Annotated in this window: 14 protein-coding genes; 8 read left to right on the forward strand and 6 right to left on the reverse strand. The window is 55.6% G+C overall.

Translation table 11 applies throughout. The annotated features are described in order from the left end of the window. Positions 1-34 precede the first annotated feature (34 nt). Genes GW591_RS22080 through GW591_RS22090 form a run of 3 tightly spaced genes read right to left on the reverse strand, consistent with a single transcriptional unit; the run spans position 35 to position 2,013 of the window. Complete coding sequence (locus GW591_RS22080) at positions 35-589, reverse strand: GNAT family N-acetyltransferase (RefSeq protein ID WP_037035206.1); 555 nt, start codon at positions 587-589, stop codon at positions 35-37. Between the two features lie 51 nt (positions 590-640). After that, on the reverse strand, positions 641-1,186 hold the full coding sequence (locus GW591_RS22085; RefSeq protein ID WP_015689419.1) for a M15 family metallopeptidase: 546 nt from the start codon (positions 1,184-1,186) through the stop codon (positions 641-643). Beyond that, positions 1,183-2,013 carry a gamma-glutamyl-gamma-aminobutyrate hydrolase family protein gene (locus GW591_RS22090; RefSeq protein WP_121020178.1) on the reverse strand — a complete coding sequence of 277 codons (831 nt, stop codon included), beginning with the start codon at positions 2,011-2,013 and terminating at the stop codon, positions 1,183-1,185. Before GW591_RS22090 ends, GW591_RS22085 begins: the two co-directional genes overlap by 4 nt. Before the next feature lie 471 nt (positions 2,014-2,484). On the opposite strand from GW591_RS22090, the gene GW591_RS22095 reads away from it, so the two are divergent. Genes GW591_RS22095 through GW591_RS22110 form a run of 4 tightly spaced genes read left to right on the forward strand, consistent with a single transcriptional unit; the run spans position 2,485 to position 11,592 of the window. Continuing rightward, positions 2,485-3,828: an MdtA/MuxA family multidrug efflux RND transporter periplasmic adaptor subunit gene (locus tag GW591_RS22095; RefSeq protein ID WP_013574129.1), complete on the forward strand. Its 1,344-nt coding sequence runs from the start codon at positions 2,485-2,487 to the stop codon at positions 3,826-3,828. Further along, on the forward strand, positions 3,825-7,025 hold the full coding sequence (locus GW591_RS22100) for an efflux RND transporter permease subunit (RefSeq protein WP_013574130.1): 3,201 nt from the start codon (positions 3,825-3,827) through the stop codon (positions 7,023-7,025). Before GW591_RS22095 ends, GW591_RS22100 begins: the two co-directional genes overlap by 4 nt. Further along, a complete protein-coding gene (locus GW591_RS22105) occupies positions 7,026-10,151 on the forward strand; it encodes an efflux RND transporter permease subunit (RefSeq protein WP_119261278.1) in 3,126 nt (1,041 codons plus the stop codon). Then, complete coding sequence (locus GW591_RS22110) at positions 10,144-11,592, forward strand: efflux transporter outer membrane subunit (protein ID WP_119261279.1); 1,449 nt, start codon at positions 10,144-10,146, stop codon at positions 11,590-11,592. Before GW591_RS22105 ends, GW591_RS22110 begins: the two co-directional genes overlap by 8 nt. A gap of 57 nt (positions 11,593-11,649) precedes the next feature. Here the strand turns inward: GW591_RS22110 and GW591_RS22115 are convergent, their stop codons facing one another. Further along, entirely contained in the window at positions 11,650-11,802 is a 153-nt protein-coding gene (locus GW591_RS22115) for a hypothetical protein (protein WP_015689421.1), read from the reverse strand. Positions 11,803-12,359: 557 nt separating this feature from the next. Between GW591_RS22115 and GW591_RS22120 the strand changes: the two genes are divergently transcribed. From GW591_RS22120 to GW591_RS22135, 4 genes are all read left to right on the forward strand, one after another. Further along, on the forward strand, positions 12,360-12,728 hold the full coding sequence (locus GW591_RS22120; protein ID WP_126124634.1) for an endonuclease domain-containing protein: 369 nt from the start codon (positions 12,360-12,362) through the stop codon (positions 12,726-12,728). 310 nt (positions 12,729-13,038) lie between these two features. Next, entirely contained in the window at positions 13,039-13,308 is a 270-nt protein-coding gene (locus tag GW591_RS22125) for a helix-turn-helix domain-containing protein (RefSeq protein ID WP_166861376.1), read from the forward strand. A gap of 167 nt (positions 13,309-13,475) precedes the next feature. Continuing rightward, complete coding sequence (locus GW591_RS22130; protein WP_013574135.1) at positions 13,476-13,733, forward strand: type II toxin-antitoxin system RelB/DinJ family antitoxin; 258 nt, start codon at positions 13,476-13,478, stop codon at positions 13,731-13,733. 3 nt (positions 13,734-13,736) lie between these two features. Beyond that, on the forward strand, positions 13,737-14,003 hold the full coding sequence (locus GW591_RS22135) for a type II toxin-antitoxin system RelE/ParE family toxin (RefSeq protein WP_013574136.1): 267 nt from the start codon (positions 13,737-13,739) through the stop codon (positions 14,001-14,003). A 59-nt stretch (positions 14,004-14,062) separates the two neighbouring features. Here GW591_RS22135 and GW591_RS22140 read toward each other — a convergent pair whose 3' ends face one another. Together GW591_RS22140 and GW591_RS22145 are read right to left on the reverse strand one after the other, a co-directional pair. Beyond that, a complete protein-coding gene (locus tag GW591_RS22140; protein ID WP_013574137.1) occupies positions 14,063-15,466 on the reverse strand; it encodes an efflux transporter outer membrane subunit in 1,404 nt (467 codons plus the stop codon). Further along, entirely contained in the window at positions 15,459-18,608 is a 3,150-nt protein-coding gene (locus tag GW591_RS22145) for an efflux RND transporter permease subunit (RefSeq protein WP_013574138.1), read from the reverse strand. The genes GW591_RS22140 and GW591_RS22145 overlap by 8 nt, the downstream gene beginning before the upstream one ends.

Genomic DNA, 18,608 nt, shown 5'->3' on the forward strand with positions numbered 1-18,608 from the left:
GCGACAATTTTAGTGATGGTAACTGTGATGTTCCTCACGCATTGTCGTGAGGATTGATCAGGGAAGTCAGTACGTGATCCTGCCAGCAACCGGCAATTTTCAGATATGATTTCGCATACCCTTCGCGTTCAAAGCCCAGACGCAGTAGTACGCGCTCACTTTTATGATTGTCCGGAATATAGCTGGCCATAATGCGGTGCAGACCCTGCTCGCGAAACAGGTAATCAATGGCGGTTGTCAGCGACCGATGCATCAGTCCTTTTCCCTGCTGGTTTTCCGCGACCGAATATCCCAGATGACAGGCCTGAAAAGGACCGCGGGCGATGCCGGTAAAATTGCAGGCACCGAGCATGTCACCGGTTTCACGGCTGATGATGCCAAACTGGAATGCCGTACCGCAGGCCGCTTCATCAAAAGCATTGCTCAGACGGACCCGCAGGGTTTCAGGCGCGTAAAAGTTCGCTGGCCGCAAAGGCTCCCACGGCGCGAGATGCGCGGCGTTATCGCGAAAATAAGCATGAACGACAGCCGTGTCTTCCGGCCCCAAAATTTTAAGGTAAAAATCAGCGTTCGTGACGGCGAGTTCCATGGTGGTCCCTTAAAGCCTGTAGCGGAGAGGGCGGTCATTGTAGAGGATTCATCAGGAATTGGAATGCCAGCACCAGTGCCACGGTTCATAAATGAATCCCCAGGGATTGTTCAGCGGGAATGACATCACAAAACCGAATCCGGCGGCGTGGCTTTGCAGCCACTGAAAAGCTTCTGTTTCACCAAAAACGCCGGTCACTTCGTCGCAGCCCGGCGTATTGATATCCACGGCGCAGCCGGTGTGATGCTCGCTGCATCCGGGCGGCGCCAGCGAGGTAAAGAAATCTTCCGGGGCGATGCCTGCCAGTTGTTTGGCGCGGATTAAATCAGCCTGATAATTCAGGCTGCGGTAGGCGGAAACCAGATAAATCCCCACGCCGTCAGTAGCCGCCTGCTGTCTCATGGTATGCCAGGCGGCAGAGGCGGGGGCGGTCAGACGGTATATTTTACCGCTTTCGGCATCCGTTTCCGCCTCCACCAGTAAGTGCTCACTTACTTCCTCAAAATACGGCAGCGTACGATGTGCGATAACCGCCGGGTCGATATGCAGTTCCCGCAGTATCTGCTCCGTTTGCGATTTCAGTGCCGCCGGGTTCATGCCGGTTCGTCTCCCGCACGGCCGATCACATCATTCATGGCTTCGGTCATCGCCTTACCTGCTGAGCGCATCGACTGCTGATAGCGCGAAGCGGCAACAACAAATGCATTAAGAAGCTGAGTATCCTGCGCATGTTGCTGATATTCAGGGTGCCATTGCACGCCAAGACAGAAATCATAGCCTTCACATTCAATGCCTTCGATCACGCCGTCGGGTGCGTAAGCATTGACGATACAGCCGGGGCCGACGGATTTCACTGCCTGATGGTGTGAGCTGTTCACGACGTAATGGTCACGATCTACGCAGCGGCTGAGCAGTGAACCTTCAACAATTTCTACCGGGTGACGCGCGCGTTTTTTGCCGCCCGCGTTTTCGGTGTCAACAGTCGTGCTGTGCTCCAGGGCATCGGGCAGCGCATCGGGAATATGCTGATGCAGCGTGCCGCCGGTTAATACGGCAAGCAGTTGCTGGCCGCCGCAAATCCCGAGCAGCGGCATATTGCGCTGCATGGCACCTTTAACAATGGCTTTTTCAAATTCGGTGCGGGCGGGTTTCAGGCGAACCTGATCACTGGTTTGTTGCTCATTAAACAGTTCAGGCGGTACATCAAACGCCCCGCCGGTCACGACAATGCCGTCGCACAGCGCCAGATATTCATCGGCCAGCGCCGCGTGATGTGGCAACGCCAGCGGAACGGCACCCATTTCCGCCAGGCTGTTCATATAGTTCTGACGTAAGGCGTACCAGGGATAATCGGCATAGCCACCGGCTTCCTCGCTGTCGAGCGTTACCCCAATGACCGGTCTGGATTGAAATTTTGTCTGCATTCGCCTGAGTCCCTGCATGGAAATGAAAAACAATCAGAAATTTCACCATATCAAGCCGTGGTCGGCGCAAACAATATAAATTATCTATAGGTCATATTTTCAGGATTTAGCTCTGGTTTTCTCACCTGTTCGGGTGGGATCTCAGTGCATTTTCCGCACTAACTCCGCGTTTTCCTGACAAAATTCCGGTCTTCGTTGACACTTCCTGATGCTTTTTTGTTGCGGTCTTCAATATTCATTCTCATTTAGTGATTAACATTAGATGCCTCGAAAGGATAAATTAGCGGGTATAATTCATCCTGCTGATAGAAATAGAAATTCTTAATTGCTAACGAAATCTTTACGTTGTCCTAAAAACAGACACCCGCACTTTTCGGGGATAATGGTTTTTTGACTGATATTGAAAATCTCTGGTTGAAGGTCATTTTTCAGCTGTTTTCTCCTCATTAATACTGCGAAACCAAGAAATTTATGCTGCCGACTGCCTCGTCTCGTTCCAAAAAACGCACATTCGTGTGGGTTATTGTCGCCATTATCGTTGCCGCGATCCTGGTCTGGTTTTTTGCTTTCCACCAAAGTGCCTCTGATCCCTCTGCCCATAAAAAACCGGGCCGTGGCGGGATGCGCGCAATGCGCGGCCAGATGATGGCAGGAATGGCAACGCCGGTGCAGGCAGGAAAGGCCACACAGGCCGATGTGCCGGTGTATCTGCGTGCGCTGGGCACGGTGGTGGCGAACGCGACGGTGACGGTGACCAGCCGTGTCGATGGTCAGCTGATGAAGGTGTATTTCACCGAAGGGCAGAAAGTGGAGCAGGGTCAGTTGCTGGCGCAGATTGATCCGCGCAGTTATCAGGCCACGCTGGAACAGTATCAGGGCGATTTAGCGCAGAATCAGGCGCTGTCGAAAAGTGCTGAACTGACGCTGGCGCGTTACCGCAAACTGTATGCACAGGATTCCCTGGCACGTCAGGATCTGGAAAGCCAGATTGCGACCGCCGGTCAGTACGCGGGAGCAGTGAAAGCCGATCTGGCGCAAATCGCCGCCGCTAAGCTGAACCTTGAGTACGCTAAAATCACCGCGCCGGTCAGCGGCCACGTCGGCCTGCGTCTGGTGGATCCGGGCAACATGGTCACCAGCAGTTCGACCACCGGCATCGTCACCATTACCCAGACTCAGCCGATTGCCGTGACCTTCAGCGTGCCGCAAAGCAATTTGCAAACCCTGCTCAAAGCCCTGCGCGGCGGCAATCAGTTGCCAACCACGGCTTTTGACCAGAGCGGCAGCGAAGTGCTCGGACAGGGTAAACTGCAATTTATCAGCAACGAAATTGACACCAGTACCGGCAGTATCAAGCTGAAAGCGTTGTTTGATAATGACGATGAAAAACTCTATCCGAATCAGTTTGTGAATGCCCGTCTGCAGGTCGCGACGCTGAAAGATGCCACGGTGATCCCGGCGGCGGCATTGCAGCTGAGCAGCGACGGCGACTTTGTGTATGTGGTGAAAGCCGACAGCACCATTGAGCGTCGCAGCGTGAAGTCCGGCCCGGATTTTGGTGATGACCAGGTGGCGATTTTGTCCGGTGTGAAGCCGGGCGAGCAGGTGGTCACCACCGGTATTGACCGTCTGAACAACGGCACCAAAGTCGAGATTGTCACACCGAATTCCGGCGAGGCTGCAGCAGCAGGTGGCTCTTCCAAAGAGCGTCAGCAGAGCGGCGGTGTGGATAAAGCCACCACCGGCGCGGATAAAACGGCCGTCGCGCCTGATGTACCCCCAACTACAGCCGGTAAAGACAGCGGGTCTAAATGAATCCTTCACGCCTCTTTATACTCCGGCCGGTCGCGACCATTCTGCTGATGGTCGCCGTGCTGTTGTCGGGGATTTTCGCCTACAACATGCTCTCGACCTCGGCGCTGCCGCAGGTCGATTACCCGACCATTCAGGTGACCACGCTGTATCCGGGCGCCAGTCCGGACGTGATGGCGTCGGGTATTACCGCGCCGCTTGAGCGTCAGCTCGGGCAGATGGCGGGGCTGAGCCAGATGTATTCCACCAGCGCCAGCGGCTCCTCCATTATTACGCTGAAATTCTCGCTGGATTTGTCCCTTGATGTGGCTGAGCAGGAAGTGCAGGCGGCGATCAATGCCGCTGACAGCCTGCTGCCCAGCGATTTACCCAATCCGCCGACTTACAAGAAGGTGAACCCGGCGGATGCCGCAGTGCTGACATTAGCCGCGACCTCTGAATCCCTGCCGCTGACCAAAGTGCAGGATCTGGTGAATACCCGCGTGGCGTTGAAACTGTCGCAGATTTCCGGCGTCGGTATGGTCACGCTGGCGGGCGGGCATCAGCCTGCGATCCGCGTGCAGGTGGATCCGCGCAAGCTGGCGGCGCATAACCTCAGCATGGAAACCATCAACACGCTGATCGGCAACAGTAACGTCAACGGTTCCAAGGGGGGCTTTGACGGGCCGCATCACTCGATCACCATCGATGCCAATGACCAGCTACGCACCGCCGCTGAATACGGCAACCTGATTGTTAATTATGAAAACGGGGCGGCGCTGCGTTTGCGCGACGTCGCGACGCTCTCCGAAGCAGCGGAAAATCAGTACCTTTCTGCGTGGGCGAACAAACAACCGGCGATCATTATCAGCGTTCAGCGTCAGCCGGGCGCCAACGTGATTCAGGTGGTGGATGCCATCAAAGCACAACTGCCGAAATTGCAGGAAGCGCTGCCGGAGTCGGTCAAAATCAGCGTGATTTCTGACCGTACCCAGACTATCCGTGCCTCGATCAGCGACGTTCAGTTTGAGCTGTTGCTGTCGATTGCGCTGGTGGTGATGGTCACCTTCCTGTTCCTGCGTAATGTCGCGGCGACGCTGATCCCAAGCGTGGCCGTGCCGCTCTCGCTGGTTGGCACCTTTGGTGTGATGTACCTGTGCGGTTTCAGTCTTAACAACCTCTCGCTGATGGCGCTGACCATCGCCACCGGTTTTGTTATCGATGACGCCATCGTGGTGGTCGAAAACATTTCACGACGCCTCGAAGAGGGCGAAACACCGATGCAGGCGGCGCTGAAAGGTTCGCAGCAGATCGGATTCACCATTATTTCCCTGACCTTCTCGCTGATTGCGGTACTGATCCCGCTGCTGTTTATGGGCGATGTGGTCGGGCGTCTGTTCCGCGAATTCGCCATTACCCTGGCCGTGTCGATTCTGGTGTCGATGGTGGTGTCACTGACCCTGACACCGATGTTGTGCGCCTATTTGCTGCGTCACACACCGGAAGAAAAACAGAGCAAGTTTTACCGTAAAGGCGGTGAGTTTTTTGACAAAATGATCGCCGGTTACGATCGTATGCTGGTCGTGGTACTGAACCATCAGAACCTCACGCTGCTGGTCGCTGCCGCGACGTTAGTGTTCACCGCGTTGCTGTACGTGATTGTGCCAAAAGGTTTCTTCCCGTCGCAGGATACCGGCATGATCCAGGGGATCACCCAGGCCTCGCAGGATGTCTCCTTCAGCGAGATGGGGCGTCGTCAGCAATTACTGACTGCCGCTATCCTCAATGATCCGGATGTGGAAAGCGTTTCCTCTACCATCGGCGTGGACGGTAATAACACCAGTCTGAACAGCGGACGTTTGCAGATCAGCCTGAAGTCCTTTGATGAACGCAGCGAACGTGCACCGGCGATCATTGAACGCCTGAAGCAGGAGACTGCAGGCGTGCCGGGCATTGAGCTTTATATGCAGGCTTCGCAGGATCTGACGGTGGACGATCAGGTCACGCCAAGCCAGTACCAGTTCACACTGGATGATGCCGACAGCGAAAATCTGGTGCAATGGACACCGAAGCTGATTGAGAAACTCAGTGCATTGCCGGAGTTCAGCGAAGTGGTCAGCAACCTGCAAAATCAGGGGCAGATCGCCTATGTGGAGCTCGATCGCGACGCCGCCGCACGCTACGGTATTACGGCGTCTGACGTCGATACCGCGCTGTACAACGCGTTCGGCCAGCGGCTGGTTTCCACCATCTTTACTCAGGCGAACCAGTACCGCGTCGTGCTGGAAGTGGCTCCGCAATTCCAGCAGTCACCGGCTTCTTTTGACGATGTCTATCTGGCGACCAACAACAGCACCTCAACATCCGGCACGGTGGCGACCACCACCAGCACCACGTCTTCTTCGACATCGGACAGCGGCACCTCGACCACCACCACCAATGCCGGGGCGACCAATGGCATGGTCAAACTGACGTCGATTGCCAAAATCCACATGCGCACCGGCGCATTGTTGCAGGCGCGCCTCAATCAGTTCCCGGCGGTCACCGTCTCCTTTAACCTCAAAGACGGTTATTCGCTGGAGCAGGCGCAACAGGCGATCAAAACCACGGTGGCTGATATCGCCATGCCGGACAGCATCACTTTGCGCTATCAGGGTGCGGCGGCGTCATTTGAAAGTGCCACCGGCAACACGCTGTGGCTGATCCTCGCCGCACTGCTGACCATGTATGTCGTGCTCGGTATTCTGTACGAAAGCTTTATCCATCCGGTGACCATTCTTTCCACGCTGCCGTCGGCGGCGGTCGGTGCGTTGCTGTCGCTGATCTTTGCCGGTACGGAATTCAGTCTGATCGCACTGATCGGGGTGATCCTGTTGATCGGCATCGTGAAAAAGAACGCCATTATGATGATCGACTTTGCACTGGATGCGGAAAACAAACAGGGATTATCGCCGCGTGAGGCGATTCACCAGGCGTGTTTACTGCGTTTTCGTCCGATCATGATGACCACTATGGCCGCGCTGCTCGGGGCGTTGCCGCTGATGCTGGCGAGCGGATCCGGCGCGGAACTGCGTCAGCCGCTGGGACTGGTGATCGTCGGCGGTCTGATCTTCAGTCAGGTTCTGACGTTGTTCTCCACGCCGGTGATCTACCTGATGTTTGACCGGCTTTCTCACCGCCTTAATCCACGTCACCGGCGTGCAGCGAAGCAGGCGGAATAAATGAACATTTCGCGTTTCTTCATCTTCCGCCCGGTCGCGACATTGCTGCTGACCATGGCGATACTCCTGCTGGGTTTGCTCGGGTATCGCCTGCTGCCGGTGGCACCGCTGCCGCAGGTCGATTTCCCGACCATTCTGGTCAGTGCCAGTCTGCCGGGTGCCAGCCCTGAAACCATGGCGGCGACGGTGGCGACGCCGCTGGAAAGGGCGCTCGGGCAAATCGCCGGTGTGACGGAAATGACCTCGCGCAGTTCGCAGAGTTCGACCAGTGTCATTTTGCAATTCGATCTCGATCGCGACATCAACGGCGCGGCGCGTGACGTTCAGGCGGCGATTAACGCCTCCCGTGCGTTACTGCCCAGCAGCATGCCGTCGCTGCCGACCTACCGCAAAGCCAACCCGTCGGATGCGCCGATCATCATGCTGGCGCTGACCTCGGCCACGCGCAGTAAAGGTGAGTTGTACGATATTGCCTCGAGCCAGTTGCAACAGAAAATCGCACAGGTTAACGGCGTCGGGCAGGTTTCTCTGGTGGGGTCCGCGCTGCCGGGTGTGCGTATTGATTTACGCCCTGAAGCCGTCACCTCTTACGGGATTTCCCTCGACACCATTCGTGCTGCGATTGCCGACAGCACCAGCAACCTGCCGAAAGGCTTACTGCAAGGGTCGGATCAGTCGTGGATGATTGAAGGCAACGGCCAGCAAAGTACCGCCGCGCAGTACAAAACGCTGATTGTCACCTACATCAACGGTTCGGCCATCCGCCTCAGCGATATCGCCAATGTGTATGATTCCGTCGAAGACAAATACAACGTCGGGTATTACAACAGCACGCCGTCGGTGATGATTGGTGTAACGCGCCAGGCTGGCGCGAACATGCTGGAAACCATTCAGGCGATCAAAGCCGCGCTGCCGCTGATGAAAGAAAGTCTGCCGGGCGATGTGCAACTGAACCTGGCTCTGGATCGTTCGCCTAACGTTTCCGCCTCCCTGCGTGATACGGAAATGACCCTGATGGAAGCCACGCTGCTGGTGATCGCGGTGGTCTTTGTGTTCCTGCGTAACTGGAATGCTGTGCTGATCCCCGCCGTGGCGCTACCGGTGTCACTGATCGGGACCTGCGCGGTGATGTATCTGCTTGGCTACAGTCTGGATAACCTCTCGATGATGGCGCTGATCATCTCCACCGGTTTCGTGGTCGATGATGCCATTGTGGTGCTGGAGAACATTACGCGGCATATCGAAGAGGGAATGGGACCGGTGCGGGCGGCGCTGAAAGGCGCACAGGAAGTCAGCTTCACCGTGCTGTCGATGACGCTGTCGCTGATCGCGGTTTTCATTCCGATCCTGCTGATGGGCAGTATCGTCGGGCGTCTGTTCCGCGAATTTGCGGTGACGCTGAGTGTCTCGCTGATCATCTCGATGCTGGTGTCACTGAGCCTCACGCCGATGCTGTGCGCACGTTTCCTCAAACGTAAACCGCCGGTGGAAAAACGTCAGCCACGTATTTACCGCATGATCGAACGCGGGCTGAATAAACTGCTGGCGGCGTATTCGGCGGCGCTCGGCTGGGTGATGCGTCATCAGCTGATCACGCTGATCGGGTTGTTCCTCACCGTGATCCTCAATTTCTATCTTTATACCGTGGTGGAAAAAGGTTTCTTCCCGGATCAGGACACCGGCATGCTGATGGGCATGTTGCGTGCGGATCAGAACACGTCGTTTCAGTCGATCCAGCCGCAGGTGCTGAAATACAGCAAGATCATTCAGGACGATCCGGCGGTAGAAGCGGTGATGAGTTCGGCGGGCAGCGGCGGCTTTGGTTCACGTAATACCGCCACGTTCTTCGTGCGTCTGAAAGATTTCGACAAACGTACCGCGACCGCCAATCAGGTGGCTAACCGTCTGATGATGGCGACCGGCAAGGAGCCGGGTGCGCAGTTGTTCCTGATGGCGGCGCAGGATCTGCATATCGGCGGGCGCAGCGCCAACGCGCAGTATCAGTACAGTCTGCAATCTGACGATCTTTCGGTGTTGCGGGAATGGGCACCGAAGGTGCAGAAAGCGCTGGCGAAACTGCCGCAACTGACCGGTGTGGATTCCGATGCACAAACCGGCGGTCAGGAGGTCATGCTCAATATCGACCGGGATCGTGCCACGCAACTGGGCGTGAACGTGAAGATGATTGACACGTTGCTCAACAATTCTTTCAGCCAGCGGCAGGTTGCCACGATCTATAAAACGCTGAACCAGTATCACGTGGTCATGAACCTGACGTCTGACTACACCAGCAATCCGGATGTGCTGCATCAGCTGTATGTCGTGACCGATTCTGGTAATCAGGTGCCGTTGTCGGCGTTTGCCACCTTCAGCGGCGCCAACGCACCGCTGTCGGTGTCCCATCAGGGGCAGACGGCGACCACGACTATCGCGTTCAACCTCGCCGACGGCTATGCGCTGGAAGATGCGCAGGCTGCGCTGAAAACCGCCATGGCACAAATCGGCTTGCCGGATACCGTTCATGGCAGTTATGCGGGGACGGCGCAGGCGTTTGAAGCGCTGGCCAGTTCCATGCCGTGGCTGATCCTGGCCGCGCTGGCGGCGGTATATATCGTGCTCGGCGTGTTGTACGAAAGTTATATTCATCCGCTGACCATTCTTTCCACGCTGCCTTCCGCCGGGCTGGGGGCGCTGTTGCTGATGCTGATGACCAATACGCAACTGACAGTGATCGCGCTGATCGGGATCCTGCTGCTGATCGGCATCGTCAAAAAGAATGCGATCATGATGATCGACTTCGCGCTCGACGCCGAACGGCGGCTTGGTCTGACGCCGCAACAGGCGATCACCCAGGCCTGTCTGATGCGATTCCGTCCGATCCTGATGACCACGCTGGCGGCGTTCTTTGGTGCCCTGCCTCTGGCGATGGGCAGCGGGGGGGACGCGGATCTGCGCAGTCCGCTGGGTCTGGCAATTGCCGGCGGGCTGGCGCTGAGCCAGATCCTGACGTTATTCACCACGCCGGTGGTTTACCTGTATATGGATCGCACCAGCCGCGCGACGCATCGTCTGTGGCAACGTCTGCGTCCTCACGCGACGCCGCCGGAGGCCAGTTCTCATGACTGATCACACTGAAACTCATTACCCTGAAGCGAATCTGATGACTCTGCAAAAAACACGTTCAATGGTGTTCCGTCTTGCTCCGCTGGCGCTGGCCTTACTGGTCAGCGCCTGTGCCGTCGGTCCTGATTACAAACGGCCGGATGTGGCTATGCCAACGGCATTTAAAGAAGCCAAAGGCTGGACGGCCGCGATCCCGAAAGATAATCAGGCCAAAGGCGACTGGTGGGCGGTGTATCAGGATCCTGAGCTGTCGTCCCTGCTGACACAGGTGCAGATTTCCAACCAGAACGTTGCCCAGTACGCCGCGCAATACCGCGAAGCCCAGGCACTGGTGACGCAGGCGCGTTCTGATTTGTATCCTTCCGTGGATGCCACCGTCGGCAGCACGCGCAGTGGCACCTCAACCTCCACCAGCAACAGCCAGTCCGCACAATTGAGTGCAAGCTGGGAACTGGACTTGTGGGGCAAACTGCGCCGCACGGCGGAAGAACAGGATGCCAGCGCGCAGGCCAGCAAGGCCGATCTGGCCGATGCGACGCTCAGCGCGCAATCCGAACTGGCGCAGGATTATTTCCAGTTGCGGGTGATGGATCAGCAAATCGCGTTGTATAAGCAAAGTATTGACGCCTATCAGCGTTATCTGACCGTGATTGAGAACCAGTATGCCGGTGGCAGTACCTCGCGTGGCACACTGGCGCAGGCACAGACTCAGCTGGAAAGTACCAAAGCGTCGGCGCTGGATTTGCAATGGCAGCGCGCCCAGCTTGAGCACGCTATCGCCGTACTGATCGGCAAACCACCGGCCCAGTTCAGCCTCGCCGCCCGCGACGTAAAACTGAACCTGCCTGCGATGCCGGATGCGATTCCGTCGCAACTGCTGCAGCGTCGTCCTGATATCGCCGCTGCTGAGCGCACCATGGCCTCTGCCAATGCGGCAGTCGGTGTCGCCACTGCCGCGTATTATCCCGATCTGACCTTAAGTGCCAGCGGCGGTTTTGCCAGCTCGGCCTTCCATAACCTGTTCTCGTTGCCAAACCGCGTCTGGTCTTTAGGCCCGGAACTCAGCCAGACGGTACTGGATTTCGGTTCCACCCGTGGCAAAGTGGTACAAGCCGAAGCCGCGTATGACGCCGACGTCGCCAGTTATCGCCAGAGCGTGTTAACCGCGATGCAGGAAGTGGAAGATTATCTGGTTGAACTGCACACGCTGGACAGCGAACTGGTCGCCCGTCAGAACGCCGCCGATTCCGCCAAAGAATCCGCCCGCGTGACCTACAACCAGTATCAGGCGGGGATGATCGACTATCTCGACGTCGCGACTACCGAAAACACCAGCCTGACGCAACAGCAAAGCGTCCTGTCACTGCTCAGCACCCAGATGGTCACCAGCGTTAAGCTGATCGCCGCGCTGGGCGGGGGATGGAACGGGGATGTGGGTAAGTAAGAGAGTTTGAATGAAAGGGCTGGAAACAGCCCTTTCAGCGGGGTGCCAGAAGGACAGTTACACCATATATTCCGCGCTGGATTGACCGGGAGATGTCTCGATAGTTATTTGCCAGCGGTCGATGTTGATCTGATCATAATCGGGAAGCTGACGCAGCTCTTCGGGGGCTTTTACGCTGATGGCGAAACCAAAATCGACCTTCTCACTCATTATTCTTCCTTAAGATCCATCAGATGAGTATTCCTGCCAACACGGCGCAAATCCCTGATTACCGTGGAGGGTATCGCTTGTTTCAGTGGTGATGGCGTTTCGACGGTTGCATCGAGAATATCCAAAATGCTGCGGTGAGTATGCGTCAGTTCGATAGTGCCCCAGGGCGTCGGGTCGTCATGAAGGCCAGTCGGTCGACCAGTATCTGCGAAATGATGCCATATGCCGATAATGCAGATTCCAGACTGACGTAGTTGTATTCCCCGATGTCAATGCATGCGCGGGATCCTCAGGGAATATTTTCTACAGATCACGCAACAAAAACGCCGACTTCTGCCAGCGTTTCCTTTTACTCAAAAAATCTTCACAGCCAATAATGAATAATTAGCAGGTGTGACGGCGGGCGAAAATGCGTGAATATTAAAATATTGGAATGATGGCCGCAGGAATGGTGTGGGAAAAATATTATCGCCGCATTAGCAGATACGCTCAGTACGGCTCCTCCCCCTGCGAAGGGGGAGGTTGGGTGGGGGTATTAAAGACAACCCGGTGGTGGCATGTTCAACGATTCAAAACAGAAAGAATTACGCAAGGATCTGCGGGGAAATCTTACTTATCCAGAGTTTGTTTTATGGCAGGCGGTCCGGTGTAAAGCGCTGGGTGTTAAATTTCGCCGTCAGCATGGGATTGGGCGCTATATCGTGGATTTTTACGCCGGTGAGGTGAGGCTGGTGGTTGAGCTGGATGGTGAAAGTCATTTCAGTGAGGAAGGAATGGCGGCGGATAAAATCAGAACTGACTTTCTGTGTGATTCAGGAATGAAAGTTATCCGGTTTACGAATCTTCAGGTTATGCAGGAATTACCTGAAGTTCTTGAGCATTTGCGATGCGAAATTGTACGACGGAAGACAATGTTAACCTTCTGATTTTATTTGTAATACCCCCTCCCAGCCTCCCCCTTCGCAGGGGGAGGAGTTAAAAGCTCGGTCGGCTCCCTCCTCTGCGAAGGGGAGGGATGGGGTGGGGTATTAATGGTTACTCGGTGAAAAAATTCCCACCAAAATAATTTTTATCAGTATTTAGCTCAGTTAACTCATCAATATTACATTTCATCTTATCTATCAATGACCTGATCACTATTCCTCTGGTTTTATCCCGTTTTGGGATAATTTTTCTCCCGGTTTACTCTTCCTGTGTAGACGTTTTATTTACTCATAACTCAGGAAAGGAGCCTCCATGAACAAAGCACAAAATTACACCGACTGGCATCAGGCAGACATCATTGCGGCATTGCGTAAACGGGGTACGACATTGGCGGCGGTATCGCGCAGTGCCGGGTTGAGCTCATCCACCTTATCGAATGCGCTGTCACGATCATGGCCGAAAGGGGAGAAGGTGATTGCACAGGCGCTGGATGTGCATCCGAGCGTGATCTGGCCGAGCCGTTATTTTGATGCGCGGGGAGAGCTGGTAGTGAAAGTCATTCGGAATTCAACTAAATCCTGAGTGATGATGAGCTTTTTTGGAAGCTTTGCCGCAGCGATGAAAGTACAGAGTTGCTGATAAAACAGTAATCTATATTCTGCACACTGCTCTGTAAGTGAATACATTTTGTTCAGTGGCTACATGAGGGCTACAATGTAGCTACACGACAAAATTGATCCGGAGGTTTTATGACTGACACTGTTGTCAGAGCTCGAGTAACTTCAGCGTCAAAGGCTGCTGCAATGGCAAACGCAAAGGCAATGGGGTTGGATCTTTCGACAATCATTCGAATGGTTGTAAATAGGTTGGCTGTGAATGCTGAGCTACCCGTCGATTTGTTGCAGCCTAATGCAAAAACACTTCAGGCCATTCGTGATATGGAAAATGGAATTGGTGTTGAAAGTGTCGCAACGATTGAGGAGTTGAAGCACGATCTGGGATGGTGATATGTGCTAAGGATTGTTTATCAGACAAGATTTAAAAAGGATGCGAAAAAATACAACAACGACAAACGAGCGCAGGGAGCTATTCTGGAGACATTATCCTTGTTGCAGACGGGTGAACCTTTACCTATTCGATATTGTGAACACCGGCTTTCAGGTGGTTATGCGGGATATATGGAATGCCATGGTGCGCCAGATCTTTTACTCATTTATCAGAGAAATGACGAAGAATTAAAATTGTACCGGGTAGGGAGTCATTCTGAATTATTCTGATATCAGATGAACCCTGCGAAAAACGCCGACTTCCGCCGGCGTTTCCATTCACTCAAAAATCACTCCTTCCAGCCGCCTCCTAACGCTTTATACAAACTGATGTCCTGATTCAGTTGGGCAAGTTGTGTGGTGATCAGCGTTTGCTGAGCAGAATACAGCGAGCGCTGGGCGACCAGTACGCTCAGGTAGTTATCGACACCGCCTTTGAAGCGCATCTGCGAGAGATCGTAGTTGCGCTGATTGGCGTCGGCGTCCTGCTGGCGGGCCAGCAGTTCATCTTTGTAGGTCGCCTGACCGGCTAAGCCGTCGGAGACTTCCTTGAACGCCGTCTGAATCGCTTTCTCATAGTTGGCGATATCAATTTTCTTGGTGTCTTTAGCGATGTCGAGATTGGCCTGATTCACGCCGCCGTCGAAGATCGGGATATTAACTGATGGCATAAATGACCAGGCACCGGTGCCGCCGTCGAACAGTTTACTCAGGCTGCCACTTTCTGTGCCTGCCGTGCCGGTCAGCGTAATGCTTGGGAAGAACGCTGCACGCGCCGCGCCGATATTGGCATTAGCCGCTTTCAGCGTATGTTCAGCGGAAATAATATCCGGACGACGGGTCAGCAGATCAGAGGGCAAACCGGCCGGTGTCTGCGGGAATTTCCAGTCCTGTTGCAGGGTGGCGTTCGCCAGCAAACTCTGTGGAATGGTGGTGCCGACCAACAGTGTCAGTGCATTGACGTCCTGACGTACCTGACGTGTGTACTGGGCGATGTCGGCCTGCGCCGCGCGCACCGTGGTTTCGGCCTGCACCAGATCCTGTGAAGTGTCGATGCCGGAATCGTAGCTGCGTTTGGTGAGTTCGTAAGATTTTTTCTGACTGTCGGCGGTACTGATCGCCAGTTTTAGCAGATCGTTATCCGCCGCCAGACTCAGATAGCCGGAAGCGACTTCAGCCACCAGCGAAATTTGCGTGGCGCGCTGTGTAGCTTCTGTCGCCAGATAAGTTTCCAGCCCCTGATCGCGCAGGCTGCGTAAGCGGCCAAACAGGTCAACCTCATAAGACGTTACGCCCAGATTCGCGCTGTATTGCTGATACGTCACCGGTCCGCTGGTTTGTGTTGAATACAATCCGCCCGGCAGATGCTGGTTGGTTTCACCGGCGCTGGCGTCGAGTGTCGGCAGCAGCGCGGCACGGTCAATCTGGAAGGTAGCGCGGGCGGTATCGACGTTTAATGCCGCGACCCGAAGGTCGCGGTTGTTAGCCAGGGACATGCCAATCAGCTGCTTCATCGCCGGTTGATTGAAGAAGGCTTTCCAGCCGATATCCTGCGCAGCACCGGTTTTGGCGCCGTCCCAGTTGCTGGCAACCGGCAGCGCAGGGCGCTGATAATCCGGCTCCATCGTACAGCCGGCCAGCAGGGTGAGTGAAAACGCGCCGATAAGCGACAGCGCGAAATGCGGTTTATTCATGGTGTGTTGCCTCTGGTGCAGGAAGCGCCTTATCGTGTTTTTTCGATTTGCGGGTGAACAGATTCACAACCGTGACGTAGAACATCGGCACGAAGAAGATCGCCAGGAAGGTGGCCGTGAGCATGCCGCCGACCACCGCCGTCCCGATGGAATGCTGGCTGCCCGCGCCCGCGCCGCTGGAAATGGTCAGCGGGAATACGCCGAGGACAAAGGCCATTGAGGTCATGATGATCGGCCGGATACGCAGCTTGGCCGCTTCGATGGCCGCTTGTGCCACCGACATCCCTTCGTTCTCATGCAGCTCCTTGGCGAACTCAACAATCAATATGGCGTTCTTCGCCGCCAGCCCGACGGTCGTCAGCAGGCCAACCTGGAAGAAGACATCATTCGACAACCCGCGCAGCAACACAGCACCGATGGTGCCTAAAATCCCCAGCGGTACCACCAGCATGACGGAGAATGGAATTGACCAGCTCTCGTACAGCGCCGCCAGACACAGGAACACCACGATCATCGACAGACTGTAAAGCGCCGGTGTTTGTGAGCCGGAAAGCTTCTCTTCGTAGCTCAGGCCGTGCCATGCCACTTTGTAACCCGGTGGCAGTTTGGCCGCGATTTCCATCACCGCCTCGTTGGCATCGCCCGAGCTGTAGCCCGGTGCCGGTGAACCCATCAGTTCGACGGAAGACACGCCGTTGAAACGTTCATAACGCGGTGAGCCGTACACCCATTTGCCGCTGCCGAAGGCGCTCCACGGCACCATATCGCCGCTGGAATTACGGAAATACCAGTTGTTCAGATCTTCAGGCGTGACGCGGGAAGCCGCCTTGCCCTGGATGTAAACACGCTTCACGCGGTCGTTGTACATGAACTGGTTCACATACGCTGAACCCCAGGCCGCTGACAAGGTGTTGTTGATGTCGTCGAGGCTCAGACCCAGCGCCTGCGCCCGTTCATCGTCAATTTCCAGCTGATATTGCGGTTCATCTTCCATCCCGTTCGGGCGCACAGCCATCAGGCGTTTGTCCTGTGACGCCATTTGCAGGAACTGGTTACGCGCGGCCATCAGGGCTTCATGCCCCTTGCCATTGGTGTCTTGCAGGAAGAAGTCGAAACCGGTGGCATTACCCAGTTCCATAACGGCTGGCGGAACGAAAGCAAATACGCGGGCATCTTTGATGGTGGCGAAATGCGCCATCGCACGACCGGCCAGCGCCTGAACTTTTTGCGCGGCGGCCGGGCGGTCGGCCCAGGTTTTCAACTGCACGAAGGCAATCCCGACGTTCTGGCCTCGTCCGGCGAAGCTGAAGCCATTGGCGGTAAACACCGAAGAAACGATGCCGCTTTCCTGCGTCATCAGATATTCCCGGACGTTATCCAGCACCTGCTGGGTTCGTTCTGCCGAGGCGTTGGCGGGCAACGTCGCCTGAACAAACATCACGGCCTGATCTTCATCCGGCAGGAAGGTGGTCGGCACGCGGGTGAACATAAAGCCGGTGGCGATCACGATCAGCAGGTAGATGCCCATAAACAGACGGCGGCGTGAGATGACCGTGCCGACGGCGCGGGTGTAGCGCATCGCGCCTTTGTCGAAGTTACGGTTAAACCAGCCCGCAAAGCCTTTCTGCGATTTTTCTTCGTCGTTGTGTTTGATGATGGTGGCGCACAGCGCCGGGGTGAAAATCAGCGCCATCAGTACGGAGAGCGCCATCGCGGATACGATGGTGATCGAGAACTGACGGTAGATGATCCCGGTTGAGCCACCGAAGAACGCCATCGGCACCAGTACGGCAGACAGCACCAGCGCGATACCAAACAGCGCGCCCTGGATCTGTTTCATCGATTTGATGGTGGCGTCTTTCGGCGAGAGCTTTTCTTCCGTCATCACACGTTCGACGTTTTCCACCACCACGATGGCATCATCCACCAGCAGGCCTATCGCCAGCACCATCCCGAACATGGTCAGGGTGTTAATGGAATACCCCGCTGCCGCCAGAATACCGAAGGTACCGAGCAGAACCACCGGCACCACCAGCGTGGTGACCAGTGTTGCGCGCAGGTTTTGCAGGAACAGCAACATCACGCAGAACACCAGCACGATGGCTTCGATCAGCGTTTTCACCACTTCCTCAATCGATGCGCTGACCACCGGCGCGGTCTGGTACGGGAACTCGACTTTCACGCCAGCCGGCAGAGAATCTTCCAGCCCGGCGATGGTTTCTCTTACTGCTCTGTCGGTGTCCAGTACGTTCGCGCCGCTTGCCAGACGCAGGGCGATAGCGGTAGAGGGCCTGCCGTTAAACGTGGAGGAGATGGAATAACTTTCCGGCCCCAGATCCACGTTGCCGACATCACTGAGACGCACCTGAGAACCGTCGGCGTTCACTTTCAGCAGCACGTTTTTGAACTGATGAATGCTGTCGAAACGGGTTTTACCAATGATCGTGGCGCTGAGTTTGCTGTCTTTGACCGTCGGCAGGCCGCCGAGGGAACCGGACGACACCTGTACGTTTTGCGCTTCAATCGCCGCGCTGACATCACTTGGGACCAGCTGATATTTATACAGTTTTGCCGGGTCGAGCCAGATACGCATCGCGTATTCTGAACCGAGCAGCAGGAAGTCGCCGACGCCTTTGGTACGTACGATCGGGTCTTCCAGTTTGGTCACCAGCAGGTTACTCAGATCCGAGTTACTCATTTTACCGTCGGTCGAAATCAGGCTGACCAGCAGCATGAAGTTGGCCTGATATTTGGCAATACGGATCCCCTGATTGACCACCTCGGTCGGCAGTTGCGATTCGGCCAGCGACACTTTGTTCTGTACCTGAACCTGCGCGATATCCGGGTTAGTACCCTGATCAAAGGTGGCAATGATTGTGGCACTGCCGTCGCTGTTACTTTGCGATTCGATATAGCGCAGGTTATCCAGCCCGTTCAGTTGCTGTTCAATGACCTGAACTACGGTGTTCTGGGCGGTTTCCGCTGACGCACCCGGATAGGTGACGCTGACGGAAATCGCCGGAGGCGCGATATTCGGGTACTGGCTGATCGGCAGTTTCATGATCGACAGCGCACCGGCGAGCATGATGACGATGGCGACAACCCAGGCGAATATGGGGCGGTTAATAAAGAAAGTAGACAT

This window comes from Rahnella aceris (genome assembly GCF_011684115.1).
GTDB classification, from domain to species: Bacteria; Pseudomonadota; Gammaproteobacteria; order Enterobacterales; family Enterobacteriaceae; genus Rahnella; species Rahnella aceris.

Excerpts from the sequence above, each read along its gene's own strand:
- GW591_RS22080 (WP_037035206.1), bottom strand. The coding sequence starts at position 589 with ATGGAACTCGCCGTCACGAACGCTGATTTTTACCTTAAAATTTTGGGG.
- GW591_RS22085 (WP_015689419.1), bottom strand. The coding sequence starts at position 1,186 with ATGAACCCGGCGGCACTGAAATCGCAAACGGAGCAGATACTGCGGGAA.
- GW591_RS22090 (WP_121020178.1), bottom strand. The coding sequence starts at position 2,013 with ATGCAGACAAAATTTCAATCCAGACCGGTCATTGGGGTAACGCTCGAC.
- GW591_RS22095 (WP_013574129.1), top strand. The coding sequence starts at position 2,485 with ATGCTGCCGACTGCCTCGTCTCGTTCCAAAAAACGCACATTCGTGTGG.
- GW591_RS22100 (WP_013574130.1), top strand. The coding sequence starts at position 3,825 with ATGAATCCTTCACGCCTCTTTATACTCCGGCCGGTCGCGACCATTCTG.
- GW591_RS22105 (WP_119261278.1), top strand. The coding sequence starts at position 7,026 with ATGAACATTTCGCGTTTCTTCATCTTCCGCCCGGTCGCGACATTGCTG.
- GW591_RS22110 (WP_119261279.1), top strand. The coding sequence starts at position 10,144 with ATGACTGATCACACTGAAACTCATTACCCTGAAGCGAATCTGATGACT.
- GW591_RS22115 (WP_015689421.1), bottom strand. The coding sequence starts at position 11,802 with ATGAGTGAGAAGGTCGATTTTGGTTTCGCCATCAGCGTAAAAGCCCCC.
- GW591_RS22120 (WP_126124634.1), top strand. The coding sequence starts at position 12,360 with ATGTTCAACGATTCAAAACAGAAAGAATTACGCAAGGATCTGCGGGGA.
- GW591_RS22125 (WP_166861376.1), top strand. The coding sequence starts at position 13,039 with ATGAACAAAGCACAAAATTACACCGACTGGCATCAGGCAGACATCATT.
- GW591_RS22130 (WP_013574135.1), top strand. The coding sequence starts at position 13,476 with ATGACTGACACTGTTGTCAGAGCTCGAGTAACTTCAGCGTCAAAGGCT.
- GW591_RS22140 (WP_013574137.1), bottom strand. The coding sequence starts at position 15,466 with ATGAATAAACCGCATTTCGCGCTGTCGCTTATCGGCGCGTTTTCACTC.
- GW591_RS22145 (WP_013574138.1), bottom strand. The coding sequence starts at position 18,608 with ATGTCTACTTTCTTTATTAACCGCCCCATATTCGCCTGGGTTGTCGCC.